This is a genomic window from Sandarakinorhabdus sp., assembly GCF_031430775.1.
Lineage (GTDB): Bacteria > Pseudomonadota > Alphaproteobacteria > Sphingomonadales > Sphingomonadaceae > Sandarakinorhabdus.
On record NZ_JANPCD010000035.1, the window covers coordinates 1 to 12,333 of the forward strand.

Genomic DNA, 12,333 nt, shown 5'->3' on the forward strand with positions numbered 1-12,333 from the left:
CGCCGCTGGTCGGAACGCACGCCGGTGATGGAGCTGCTCCACAAATTCCCGCATGATTACAAGCTGCTGTTCGTCGGTGATGCGTCGATGAGCCCCTATGAAATCAACTATCCGGGCGGCAGTGTCGAACATTGGAACGAGGAAGCCGGCGATGTCTGGCTGGGACGGATGCTGGACATTTATCATGCGTCTGCGTGGCTGAACCCGATCCCGGAAAAACATTGGGCCAACAGCCAGTCGATCCAGATGATCAAGACGGTGATGAACGACCGCATGTATCCGCTGAGCATCGAGGGGCTTGATCGGGCGATGCGGGAGTTGACACGCCGGCACTGAGTGGGCGGGACCGTTCGCTGGTCCCGCCCCTGCCCCTTACCGCCCGGCTTTTTCGTCCGCAGCCAGCTTTTTCGCCTTTTCACCGACATAGCCGCGCACGGCTTCGAGCTGTTCCTTGGTGAACCAGGCGCTGAAGGCGACCATGCCATTGGCCTTGAGCGCGCCGCCATGGACGATGTCTTCCCATGCCTGTTTGTCGGCGAGCACGGCCGAGCGCCGCAGATCGGGCAGCAGGCCCGAAGCGCGCGCTGCCGAACTGTGGCACAGGGCGCAATTGCCCTCGTAGATTTCGGCGCCGGTGGCGATCTGCTGCTCGGTGAATGTCTCTGATGGTGGGTTGGCCGCTGCATACACAGCCTTGGGCACCGGCGGCAGCTTGGCGGTGCCGCCTATCCTGAACACCAGCAGCCGGCCATTTTGCGCCGGCGCCCGCTCGTCAAAGGCCGCTGTCAGTGGATAGGCGCCGCCATAGCCGGCCATCACCGCCACATATTGGGTCTTGCCGACTGTGTAGCTCACCGGGCCAGCGATGACGCCGGTCTGGGCCGAAAATTTCCACAGGTTCTTGCCAGTGCTGGCATCGAACGCCTGGAAGGTGCCGCCGCCATTGCCCTGGAACACCAGATTGCCGGCAGTTGCCAGCGCGCCGCCGTTCCATGGCCCTTCGTACTGGGCGCGCCACACTTCCTTCTGGGCCACCGGGTCCCACGCCAGCAGCGCGCCCTTGAGGCTGGCTTTCAGCGCCTTGAAGGCCGCGGCATCGGTGGGCGGTGCGTTGATGACGGTGTTGACGCCGATGTTCCAGGCGCCGGGCTTGAAGCCATAGGTCTTGTCGGTCTGGTAGAAGAACGGCACTTCCTGTGACGGCAGATAGACAAGGCCCGTGCGCGGGCTGAAGGCCATCGGGTGCCAGTTATGCGCCCCCAGTGCCGATGGCATCATCAGGAAGCCATCCTTGAGATAGCGTGATTCCGGCACCTCGATCGGGCGCCCTGTGGCCATGTCGACGCCCTTGGTCCAGGTTTGCGGCACAAAGCCCTTGGCCGAAATGAGTTTTCCGGTTTCACGGTCGATGACATAGAAAAAGCCGTTCTTGGGCGCCTGCATCAGCACCTTGCGCGGCTTGCCCTCGATCATCAGCGTCGACAGGATGATCGGCTGCGTTTGCGTGAAATCCCAAGTTTCGCCGGGCGTACCCTGATAATGCCAGCGGTATTTGCCGGTTTCGGGATCGAGCGCCACGACCGACGACAGGAACAGATTGTCGCCCTTGCCGGCGCTGCGGATCTGGTGGTTCCACGGCGAGCCATTGCCGACGCCGATGAACAATTGGTCGAGTTCCTGGTCATAGACAATGGCGTCCCAGACCGTGCCGCCGCCGCCGGCCTTCCAGTAATCACCGCTCCAACTGTCGCCGGCCTTGGTCTTGAGCACGTCATCCGACGCCTCGCCATCAGGCCCGGCTGCAGGGTCGCCGGGGACGGTGTAGAACCGCCATTTCTTCTTGCCGGTCATCGCGTCATAGGCGGTGACATAGCCGCGCACGCCCAGTTCGGCGCCGCCATTGCCGATCAGCACCATACCCTTGACCACGCGCGGGGCGCCGGTGATCGTATAGGGCTTGGACTGGTCGACGGTGACGGTGGACCATTTCACCTTGCCGGTGGCGGCATCCAGCGCAATCAGCCGTCCATCCAGCGCGCCGACGAACACCATGCCGCCCCATGCCGCGACGCCGCGATTGACGACATCGCAGCAGGCGCTGTGGCCGCGCGCCTTGTCCACCTGCGGATCGAACCGCCATTTCACCCGGCCGGTGGCGGCATCCAGCGCCACCACCTTGGACCAGGCCGTCGTCGTGTACATGGTGCCGTCGATGATCAGCGGCGTCGCTTCCTGGCCGCGATTGGTATCGAGATCGGTGTACCAGGCGAGGCCCAGCCCAGCGACATTGCCGCTGTTGATGGCGGTCAGATCGGCAAAACGCTGTTCGGAATAGCTGCCGCCGTGGGTCATCCAGTTGCCAGGTTCATTGCGGGCGCCGATGAGCCGCGCCGCATCGATATTCGCGGCCTTTGGCCCTGCCGCATCCAGCACCACCGGTGCCGCCATCAAGGCCAGCACGCTCGCACCCAGCAAAAGCCGCATCATCCACTCCCCGGTGATCGGCCCGATTCAGAGCCGTTATGGAGCGGAGACTAACCCGAAGCGCGGGCGCCGCAAACCTGTGAATGAATAGGGGCTATCAGGCCGCAGCAGCTGGCAACGGCAGCGATTGCACCCAGGCATTGAACAGCACCACCAGCCCGGCGACCATCATCAGCCCGGCCTTGACCCGGTTGGACCCCGGTTGGCGGATCAGCCAGATGCCGCCGACGATCAGCGACAGCCCGGCGGCCAGCATCAAGCCCAACAGAAACGAAGGACCGGTGCTCATGCCAGCAACGTGCGGCTGACGGCCTGTGCCCAGACAGCGCGGCGCGCAGCTCTGGCGGCGCTATCGCTGGTTGGCAGGAACGTGCGGTCGGCCGCAGCCATTTGTGCGGCGGCGCTGGCGAGATCGGCGAACAGCCCGGCGCCGACACCGGCCAGCATGGCGGCGCCCATCGCCGTGGTTTCAATGACGCGCGGGCGTTCCACCGGCACGCCAAGGCTATCGGACAGGTCCTGGCACAGCCAGTCATTGGCGACCATGCCGCCATCGACGCGCAGCTTTGCCGCCGGCACACCGTCGGCCGCCAGCGCCTCTACCAGATCAGCCGTCTGCTGGCCCATGGCTTCAAGGGTGGCGCGCACCAGATGGGCGCGGGTAGTGCCGCCGGAAATGCCGCAGATCAGCCCGCGCGCTTCGGGCTGCCAATGCGGCGCGCCCATGCCGGCCAGCGCGGGCACGAACGTCACGCCGCCGCTATCGGGCACCGACGCGGCCAATGCCTCGGTTTCGGCGCTGGACGCGATCAGCCCCAGCCCGTCGCGCAGCCATTGCACGGCAGCGCCGGCAGTGAAGATCGCGCCTTCGAGCGCATAAGCCGGCTTGCCGTCCAGCCGCCATGCCACGGTGGACAGCAGGCGGTTGGTCGAAACCGGCGCTGCCGGCCCGGCATGGGCCAGCAGGAAACAGCCGGTGCCATAAGTGGCCTTGAGCTGGCCGGGCAGCAGGCAGCCCTGCCCGATGGCGGCGGCCTGCTGGTCACCGGCGGCGCCGGTGATGGCGACACTGCCGCCGAGCAGAGCGGTCGTGGCAAGCGGCCCGGCGCAATCGACGATTTCGGGCAGGATGGCGCGCGGCACGCCGATCAGCGCCATCATGTCATCGTCCCACGCGCATGTGGCCAGATCCATCAGCAGCGTGCGCGAGGCATTGGTGGCATCGGTGACATGGGCGGCGCCGTTGGACAGTTTCCAGATCAGCCAGCATTCGACAGTGCCGACCAGAAGCCGCCCGGCCATTTGCGCAGCGGCGACCAGAGGCCAGTTTTCCAGCGCCCAGCGGATCTTGGTGCCGGAAAAATACGGGTCGAGCAGCAGCCCGGTCTTGGCCTGCACGGCAGGTTCATGCGCCTTGATGGCCGCACACATGTCGGCGGTGCGCCGGTCCTGCCAGACGATGGCATTTGACAGCGGCTCGCCGGTTTCGCGGTCCCAGAACACGATGGTTTCGCGCTGGTTGGTGATGCCGATACAGGCGATGCGCTGCGCGCCCACCGTGTCGGCCACCTCAAGCAGGCAATCGCGGCTGAAGCGCCAGATTTCGCCCGCGTCATGCTCCACCCAGCCGCTGGCGGGGTAATGCTGTGTCAGCGGCCGGCCGGCGCTGGCGATGATGTCACCGCCTGTCGAAAAGGCGATGGCCCTGGTGGAAGTGGTGCCGGCGTCCAGCACGAGAATGAGGTCATTTGTCATACCGTCTTTCCTAGGCTGACTATTGGCACTAGTTAAGCCCTGCCCTGCCCTAATTTTGCGTGATTTGGCCTTGTCCGACCCCATCCTTCACGACCTGTTGATCATCGGTGCCGGCATCAACGGCGCCGGAATTGCGCGTGATGCTGCCGGGCGCGGGTTGAAGGTGGCCATATTGGATGCCGGCGATTTCGGCGGTGCCACGTCATCGGCGTCCACCAAGCTCATCCATGGCGGGCTGCGCTATCTCGAATTCTATGCCTTCGGGCTGGTCCGCAAGGCATTGGCGGAGCGCGAGGTCCTGCTGGATATCGCGCCGCACATCACCTGGCCGCAGGGGTTTGTGCTGCCGCACGCCGCCGGCATGCGCCCGGAATGGATGCTGCGGCTGGGCACGTTTCTGTATGACCATCTGGCGCGGCGCGATGTCGTGCCGGGGTCGGCGCATATCGACTTGCGCAGCGAACGTGCCGGCCGCGCGCTCAAGCCGGATTATCGCAGCGCCTTTCGCTATTGGGACGGCTGGGTCGATGATGCCCGGCTGGTCATCGCCAATTTGCAGGATGCAGCGAAAAACGGCGCGCTGGTGCTGCCGCGCACCCGCGTCGTCGCGGCACGGCGCACGGAAGGCCTTTGGGAGGCGACGCTGTCGGATGGGCGCACGCTGGCGGCGCGGCGGATCGTAAATGCCGCCGGGCCTTGGGCGGATCAAGTCGCGCGGACGATATTGGGCGTGAACGATGCGCCGGCGCTGCGGCTGGTGCAGGGCAGCCATATCGTCACGCGGCGGGTACACATGGGCCGCGATGCCTTCATGCTGCAACAGCCTGATGGCCGCATCATCTTCATCATCCCCTATGAGCGGGATTATTCGCTGATCGGCACCACCGAACGCGATGTGGCAAGCCCCGAAGCGGCAGCGGTGACCGACGACGAAACCGAATATCTGCTGGCCGCGGCCAACCGCTATCTGCTGCGGCCGCTCACGCAGGACGATGTCATTCACCGTTATGCCGGCGTGCGGCCGCTCATTCTCGAAACCGGCAAGGGCGACCGGGAAACGACCCGCGACTATCGGCTGGTGGAACACCCCGGCATCGATGCCATGACCGTCATCGGCGGCAAGATCACCACCTACCGCGTGCTGGCCGAGGATGTACTGGCGCGCATCGCCAAAAAGACGAAGCGCTGGACGGCGGGTGCGCCGCTGCCGGGCGGAGACATGGAACGGCTGCGCGGGGAAAATGGCCAGGCCGCCTTCAAGCGCTGGCTGGACAATCTGCTGATCGAGCAGCGCAACTATGATCCGGGGCTGGTCAAGCGCCTGGCGCACACGCTGGGCACCGCTGCGCAGCCGCTGCTCGAAGCCGGGCTGGGCGCCAATCTTGGCGGCGTGTTCGAAGCCGAATTGCAGCATTACCGCGACCACGAATGGGCGATGACCAGCGATGACGTGCTGTGGCGCCGCACCAAGCTCGGCTTGCATCTGGGCGGTCCGGCGCGGGCCGAAGTGTCACGCTGGTTCGGCGAAGACCCCGGCGAGGTGCAGCCGGACCTGCCGATGACGCACAGGTTCGCCGCGCCGGGGGTTTAGCCTGCTTCGGCAAGGCAGGCCGCAAACACCGCCGCATCGACATTGCCGCCTGACAGCACGACCAGCACCGTCTTGCCGGCGATATCGGCCTTGCCCGCCAGGGCCGCCGCCAGTGCCACCGCGCCGCCGGGTTCCACCACCAGTTTGAATTCGCGGAACGCAAACGCGACCGCGCGGGCCACTTCGGCCTCGGTCACCGCCGCGCCGACCGCGCCATGCGCGCGCAGTGTCGCAAAGGTCAGGTCGGCCATGCGCAGGGTCTGGAGCGCGTCGCAGCGGGTCGGCTGCGGGTCGCTGACGGGCACGATGGCGCCGCCGGCCCGGCTTCGGGTGACATCGTCCCAGTTCACCGGCTCCACCGCCACCACGGGCACGCCCGAGCCAATGGCAAAGCCGCTGGCCAGCCCGCCGCCGCCGCAGCACACCAGCGCGATATCGGCGGTCAGGCTCAGCGCCGCCAGATCGGCGACCGCCTCGAGGCCGGCAGTACCCTGCCCTGCGATGACGTGGCGGTCGTCGAACGGCGGCACCACAACGGCACCGCGCGCCGCCGCCAGAGCTCCGCCGATGGTTTCGCGGCTTTCGCTCAGCCGGTCATAGAAGATCACCTCGGCACCATCGGCGCGGGTGCGCTCGACCTTCAGCCTTGGGGCATCATGCGGCATGATGATAGCCGCCGGCATCCCCAGCAGCCGCGCCGCCAGCGCCACGCCCTGGGCATGGTTGCCCGACGAATAGGCGACGACGCCGCCCGCGCGCTCGGCAGCGGGAATCGCCGACAGACGGTTGTAGGCACCGCGAAATTTGAAGCTGCCGGTGCGTTGCAGGCATTCGGGTTTCAGGAACACACGGGCGCCCGTCACAGAATCAAGCGCATCGGACCGCAACAAAGGCGTCCTGACCGCCACGCCGGCGATGCGCGAGGCCGCTGTCACAACTTCGTCATATGTCACGGGGGAAGTCATTGAAATATGGCCTTTTCAGGGTTCACGAGGGCTATCGACAAGCCCTTGAAAGGGCAACGAAAAACCATCTTTTTCACTGTAACAAAAAACTTCTTTACATGCAGGCCATGCGACCCTAGTTAGCGCGCCGCTGCCCCATGGGACTTCCACCGCAAGGCAGCTTTGGTGTCAATGGCAACTGACCCGCGAAAACCCCGCCAAAGGGTTGGAACGGCAAGGGAACCGGAAACACGCTTTGCCCACCCGGAGGTCCCTTGAATTGCATAAGTACCATAACGCGCTGGGGGTAGCACAGACTCTGCGTCCGACGCAGCCAGTCACCCTCGTCCGTCCTCACGCAGCGATGCGCGCCGCCCGTTTCTTCATGGATCGGTTTCCGGGCACGTCGATGTATGCTGTCAAGGCCAACCCGGCCCCGGATCTTATCCGGTCGCTCTGGGATGCTGGAATCACGCATTTCGATGTCGCCTCGATTGCCGAGGTGCGTCTGGTGCGCAGCGTGGCGCCGACGGCAACCTTGTGCTTCATGCACCCGGTCAAGGGCCCCGAAGCCATCGCCGAAGCCTATCACCAGCACGGGGTGCGGGTGTTCAGCCTCGATTCGCTGGCCGAAATCGACAAGATTGTCGAAGCGACCCGGACGGACGGCGTCGCTGCCGCCGACCTGACGCTGTGCGTGCGCATTCGCGTCTCGTCCTCGCATTCCAAGCTCAGCCTGGCCTCGAAGTTCGGCGTTGCCGCCGATGAGGCCGCGCCCGTGCTGATGGCCGCTCGCCAGGTCGCCGATGCCTTGGGTATCTGCTTCCATGTCGGCAGCCAGGCGATGAGCGCACAGGCCTATGGCGATGCCATGGCGCAGGTGCGCGCCGCCATCGTCAGCGCCGGTGTCACTGTCGATATCGTCGATGTCGGCGGCGGTTTCCCGTCGCATTACCCCGGCATGGAACCGCCGGCGCTGGACAGCTATTTCGAAGTCATCCACCGCGCCTTCGAAAGCCTGCCGATCAGCTATTCCGCTGAACTGTGGTGCGAGCCGGGCCGGGCGCTGTGCGCCGAATATGCCAGCGTGCTGGTGCGTGTCGAAGCGCGCAAGGACGATGTGCTGTACATCAACGACGGTGCCTATGGCGCCTTGTTCGACGCCGCGCATATCGACTGGCGTTTTCCGGTGTCGCTGGTGCGCGAAACCGCTTCGCGCGCCCGCACTTTGCCGTTCAGCTTCTATGGCCCGACCTGCGATGACATGGACTATATGCGCGGGCCGTTCGACCTGCCCGCCGACATCCAGGCCGGCGATTATATCGAGATCGGCATGCTCGGCGCCTATGGCTCGGCGATGCGCACGGGGTTCAATGGCTTCACCGCCGGCGACACCGTGCTGGTACGCGACGAGCCGATGGAGACCGTCTATGACGTCATCGAAACGACGCAGGACAATGTCATAAAGCTGCGCAAGAACTGAAATTTCCGCGCGTCCCGACCCTTTGGTAACAAGGACGGGCGCGCGGACCCTCTCCCCCGCTCGGCGCCGGACTGACCCGGCCGCGGGCGGCGTTTCGCATGGAACGCCGGGCCATCACCCCATCGGGAGCCCAAACCATGAGCAATACCGTTGTGACAGACCCCGCCCAGATCAACGACACCCGCAAGGCGGAACTGTTGTCGAGCACTGTCAAGCACATCGACATCACCAGTTTCGACGCCCGGCCCATCATCGACGGCATGGCCGGCATGAGCTTCACGGCGCGCGATCTTGCCCGTGCCACCGGCATCTACAACCAGATGCTGGCCGACAAGGATTGCACGATTTTCCTGGTCATCGCCGGCTCGACCTCGGCGGGCGGCTGCATGGACCTGTATGCCGAACTGGTGCGTTCCAACATGGTCGACGGCATCATCGCCACCGGCGCATCGATCGTGGACATGGATTTCTTCGAAGGCCTTGGCCACAAGCATTATCAAGCGCTTGAAATCCCCGACGACAATATCCTGCGCTCGCTTTACATCGACCGCATCTACGACACCTATATCGATGAACAGCAGTTGCAGGATTGCGACCACACCATCGGTGAAATCGCCAACAGCTTGGAACCAAAGGCCTATTCCAGCCGCGCCTTCATCCGCGAGATGGGCAAGTATCTGGTGGAACATGGCAAGAAGGACAACAGCCTCGTCAAGCTGGCCTATGAGCATGACGTGCCGATCTTCTGCCCGGCGTTCGTCGATTCATCGGCGGGCTTTGGCCTCGTCAAGCATCAGGTGGACCGCATGAAGGCCGGCCAGCCGTACATGGTGCTCGACGCCATCGCCGATTTCCGCGAACTGACCGACATCAAGATCGCAGCCGGCACCACCGGGCTGTTGATGATCGGCGGCGGCGTGCCCAAGAACTTCGTGCAGGACACGGTGGTTTGCGCCGAAATCCTTGGGCACGATGATGTCGAAATGCACAAATATGCCGTGCAGATCACGGTCGCCGACGTGCGCGACGGCGCCTGCTCGTCCTCCACCCTCAAGGAAGCGGCAAGCTGGGGCAAGGTCGATACCACGCTTGAACAGATGGTGTTCGCCGAAGCCGGATCGGTCATGCCGCTTCTAGCCAGCGATGCCTATCATCGCGGCCATTGGCAGACCCGCCCCAAGCGCGGCTGGGCCAAGCTGTTTGCTTGATCAGCAGTTGACATCACGCTGAAACAAGGCCCTTCCTGACCATCAGGGAGGGCCTTTTTCATGCAATCAGCCATTTTCGCGCCAGTCATCGCTCTGGCGGGTTGGACGCTCGTCATGTGGGTGTGGATGTACGCCACGCGGTTGCCGGCGATGAAACGTGCCGGCATCGACGGCACAAGGATGGTCGGCGCCGATGGCACGGGCCTGCGCGCCGAACTGAACGCCAAGGGTGAACAGCGCGCCTCGTGGGTTGCCGACAATTACAACCACCTCCATGAACAGCCGACGCTGTTCTATGCGGTGGCGCTGGTGCTGGCGATGATCGGCCAGGGCGGCGGGCTGAATGCCACCATTGCCTGGGCCTATGTCGCCCTGCGCGTCGCCCATAGCCTGGTGCAGGTCACCGTCAACGTCGTGCTGGTGCGCTTTGTGCTGTTCAGTCTCGGCACGCTGGCGCTGATGGCGCTAACGCTGCACGCCGGAATCGCGGTGTTTCACGGTTGAGGCGCGCCAATATCCTGGCTCAGCCTGGACGGACGAAGCGCGCGATCAGTTCGACATGGCTGGACCATCGGAACTGCGCCACCGGCCATAAAGCTTCGATGCGGTAACCGCCTTCGATCAATATCTTCGCATCCCGCCCGAACGTGTTGGGATTGCAGGATACGGCCACCACAACCGGCACAACCGATGCCGCCAGCGCCCGCGCCTGTGCCTCGGCCCCGGCGCGCGGCGGATCGAACACCACTGCGTCCAGTACGGCCAGTTCGGCGGGCGTCAGTGGCCGGCGGAACAGGTCGCGGTGCTGCACATCGATGCGGCGCCCGGCCATGCGGGCAGCGCTGTTCAAGGCGGCCAGCGCCGGCCCGGCGGCATCCACAGCGAGCACCTGCGCCTGCCGCGACAGCGGCAGCGCGAACGTCCCCAGCCCGCAAAACAGGTCGGCGACGCGCGCCGCGCCCTCACAACCGGCCAGCACGGCTGCAACCAGTGCCGCCTCGCCTTCGGGTGTGGCTTGCAGGAACGGCGCCGGCGGCAGGGTCACGGCGATGCCGCCCATCGTCAATTGCGGCGGCCGGCGTTCGACCATGGTCTCGGTGCCGGCCGGCCCCTCGATCGACAAGCGCGCCAGATCATGCGCATCGGCAAAATTCAACAAGGCCTCGATACGGTCGAGCCGGTCGGCGGTGACATTGGCGAGCAGCAGGTCGATGCCGGTATCGGTCAGCGTCAAGGCGACCCCGGCCCCCTGCCCGTCAGCGAGCACACCCGAAAGCAGCCCGCGCAGCGGTGCCAGCAGCGCAAACAGCCGCGCGTCGATGACCTCGCATTGCTGGACATCGACGACCTTGTGGGTGCCCTCGGTGTGAAAGCCCAGAATGAGCTTGTTGCCGCGCTTGAGCGCCTTCAGCGAAGCGCGGCGGCGGCTGCGCGGCGGCGACAGGGCCACCGCCATGATGACAGGGTCAAGACCCGGCAGCACGCGACGCAACCGGTCGGCGGCGAATTCCGCATAGGCGGTATCGGTCAGATGCTGGAGCTGGCAGCCGCCGCAGACAGGAAAATGCCGGCACGGCGGCGGCGCATGCTCCGGCCCCGGCACCACCTGCGGCGGATCCCGCGCAAAATCCACCATGTCGCCGATGGCCGCCAGCGCCGCAAACCGGCCGTCGGCGGTCACGCCGTCGCCGCGCGCCGCCAGCCGCACGATCGGCTGCACATCTGTCATGACGCCAAGCCGGCCAGCACGGCCGGCATCAGGCCGGGTAGATCATCGGCGATCAATCCGGGGCCAAAGCGCCGCCCTGCGTCGCCGTGCAGCCAGGCACCGGCGCACGCTGCGTCGAACAGGGACACGCCTTGGGCAATCAATGCCGCGATGATGCCGGTGAGCACATCGCCCGATCCTGCCGTCGCCAGATAGGGGGTCGCATGGATGTTGATGGCGGCGCGGCCATCGGGCCGGGCGATGATGGTTTCGGCGCCCTTGAGCAGCACGACCGCGCCCGACCGCACCGCAGCTGCCCTGACGGCGGCAACCCGGTCATCGCCAAGCGATCCGAACAGCCGCGAAAATTCGCCCGGATGCGGCGTCAGCACCAACGGCGCCGTGGCCCCGGTGAAATCGGACAGCACCAGCGCACCGGCATCGACCACGACGGGCAGCTTGCCATACAGCAGCCGCGCCAGCCACAGCCGGCCACGCTCGCCATTGCCAAGCCCCGGCCCGATCGCCGCCGCCTTCAACCGCCGGTCGGACAACATGGCCAGCGCATCATCATCATCGCGCCGCATGATCGCCAATGCCGGCAACGCCGTGCCTTCGCCGGCCAGCGTCACCAGCCCGGCGCCGGTCCGCAGCGCCGCCAGCGCCGTCAACTGCGCGGCGCCGCCGTGCCTGGCCTCGCCTTCGACGACCAGAACGGCGCCGCGTGCATGTTTGTGAGTATCACGCGACAGGCCTTTGAGACGCGGCGGCGCAGTAAGCGCCAGCGTCATGTCGGGCGCAACACCGATGTCCACGACATGCACGCGTCCGCTCAAGGCCCGGCCTGCGCCCAAGATGTGCCCGGGCCGCAGCGCCGCAAAGCTCACCGTCATGTCGGCGGCAAGCGGGCGGCCGAATGCCGCGCCGGTATCGGCGTTCACCCCGCTGGCGATATCGATGGCAACCGTGCGCCGCGCATGGCCGCGCAGCCGGTCCACAGCGCGCTGCACATCGTCGGGAAGCGCGCGCGCCAGGCCGGTGCCGAACAGGGCATCGATCACGAATGGCGCCGGCACGGCATCGGCCAAAGGCGTCGTCGGCCCGGTCCAGCGCTTTGCCATGGTCGCTGCCGGTTCGGACCGCACCGGGCCGCTGGCTGC

10 protein-coding genes and 1 pseudogene are annotated in these 12,333 nt (G+C 65.7%); 5 read left to right on the forward strand and 6 right to left on the reverse strand.

What is annotated here, in order from left to right; all coding sequences use genetic code 11:
• A pseudogene (locus RMQ73_RS02045) lies at positions 1-336 on the forward strand (VWA domain-containing protein); the annotation flags it as partial.
• Positions 337-372: 36 nt separating this feature from the next.
• Here RMQ73_RS02045 and RMQ73_RS02050 read toward each other — a convergent pair.
• The 3 genes from RMQ73_RS02050 to glpK all read right to left on the reverse strand — a co-directional run bounded on the left by RMQ73_RS02050 (position 373) and on the right by glpK (position 4,239).
• The gene (locus tag RMQ73_RS02050; RefSeq protein WP_310496316.1) at positions 373-2,487 is read right to left on the reverse strand and encodes a PQQ-dependent dehydrogenase, methanol/ethanol family; all 2,115 of its coding nucleotides are present in this window, start codon (positions 2,485-2,487) and stop codon (positions 373-375) included.
• Between the two features lie 94 nt (positions 2,488-2,581).
• Positions 2,582-2,773 (reverse strand): hypothetical protein, encoded by a 192-nt coding sequence (locus tag RMQ73_RS02055; protein ID WP_310496317.1) that lies wholly within the window; start codon positions 2,771-2,773, stop codon positions 2,582-2,584.
• Positions 2,770-4,239, reverse strand: a complete 1,470-nt coding sequence (gene glpK / locus RMQ73_RS02060; RefSeq protein ID WP_310496318.1) for a glycerol kinase GlpK — start codon at positions 4,237-4,239, stop codon at positions 2,770-2,772. The genes RMQ73_RS02055 and glpK overlap by 4 nt, the downstream gene beginning before the upstream one ends.
• Before the next feature lie 70 nt (positions 4,240-4,309).
• On the opposite strand from glpK, the gene glpD reads away from it, so the two are divergent.
• Positions 4,310-5,830: a glycerol-3-phosphate dehydrogenase gene (glpD, locus tag RMQ73_RS02065; protein WP_310496319.1), complete on the forward strand. Its 1,521-nt coding sequence runs from the start codon at positions 4,310-4,312 to the stop codon at positions 5,828-5,830.
• Here the strand turns inward: glpD and RMQ73_RS02070 are convergent.
• Positions 5,827-6,795: a pyridoxal-phosphate dependent enzyme gene (locus RMQ73_RS02070; protein ID WP_310496320.1), complete on the reverse strand. Its 969-nt coding sequence runs from the start codon at positions 6,793-6,795 to the stop codon at positions 5,827-5,829. The two genes, glpD and RMQ73_RS02070, sit on opposite strands and share 4 nt — an antisense overlap.
• Positions 6,796-7,054: 259 nt before the next feature.
• On the opposite strand from RMQ73_RS02070, the gene RMQ73_RS02075 reads away from it, so the two are divergent.
• The 3 genes from RMQ73_RS02075 (at position 7,055) to RMQ73_RS02085 (ending at position 9,969) form a co-directional block, all read left to right on the forward strand.
• A complete protein-coding gene (locus RMQ73_RS02075; protein WP_310496321.1) occupies positions 7,055-8,257 on the forward strand; it encodes a type III PLP-dependent enzyme in 1,203 nt (400 codons plus the stop codon).
• Positions 8,258-8,394: 137 nt separating this feature from the next.
• Positions 8,395-9,465 carry a 1,9-bis(guanidino)-5-aza-nonane synthase gene (locus tag RMQ73_RS02080; RefSeq protein WP_310496322.1) on the forward strand — a complete coding sequence of 357 codons (1,071 nt, stop codon included), beginning with the start codon at positions 8,395-8,397 and terminating at the stop codon, positions 9,463-9,465.
• A gap of 60 nt (positions 9,466-9,525) precedes the next feature.
• Positions 9,526-9,969 (forward strand): MAPEG family protein, encoded by a 444-nt coding sequence (locus RMQ73_RS02085; RefSeq protein WP_310496323.1) that lies wholly within the window; start codon positions 9,526-9,528, stop codon positions 9,967-9,969.
• A 19-nt stretch (positions 9,970-9,988) separates the two neighbouring features.
• On the opposite strand, the gene RMQ73_RS02090 is transcribed toward RMQ73_RS02085, so the two are convergent.
• Entirely contained in the window at positions 9,989-11,194 is a 1,206-nt protein-coding gene (locus tag RMQ73_RS02090; protein WP_310496324.1) for a class I SAM-dependent RNA methyltransferase, read from the reverse strand.
• Positions 11,191-12,333, reverse strand: a 1,143-nt coding sequence (locus RMQ73_RS02095; protein ID WP_310496325.1) for an NAD(P)H-hydrate dehydratase, incomplete at its 5' end; no start/stop codon positions are given. The genes RMQ73_RS02095 and RMQ73_RS02090, both read right to left, overlap by 4 nt.

What these genes read in the sequence shown, in the direction of transcription:
- RMQ73_RS02050 (WP_310496316.1), bottom strand. Translation starts at nt 2,487, where the DNA reads ATGATGCGGCTTTTGCTGGGTGCGAGCGTGCTGGCCTTGATGGCGGCA.
- RMQ73_RS02055 (WP_310496317.1), bottom strand. Translation starts at nt 2,773, where the DNA reads ATGAGCACCGGTCCTTCGTTTCTGTTGGGCTTGATGCTGGCCGCCGGG.
- glpK (WP_310496318.1), bottom strand. Translation starts at nt 4,239, where the DNA reads ATGACAAATGACCTCATTCTCGTGCTGGACGCCGGCACCACTTCCACC.
- RMQ73_RS02070 (WP_310496320.1), bottom strand. Translation starts at nt 6,795, where the DNA reads ATGACTTCCCCCGTGACATATGACGAAGTTGTGACAGCGGCCTCGCGC.
- RMQ73_RS02080 (WP_310496322.1), top strand. Translation starts at nt 8,395, where the DNA reads ATGAGCAATACCGTTGTGACAGACCCCGCCCAGATCAACGACACCCGC.
- RMQ73_RS02085 (WP_310496323.1), top strand. Translation starts at nt 9,526, where the DNA reads ATGCAATCAGCCATTTTCGCGCCAGTCATCGCTCTGGCGGGTTGGACG.
- RMQ73_RS02090 (WP_310496324.1), bottom strand. Translation starts at nt 11,194, where the DNA reads ATGACAGATGTGCAGCCGATCGTGCGGCTGGCGGCGCGCGGCGACGGC.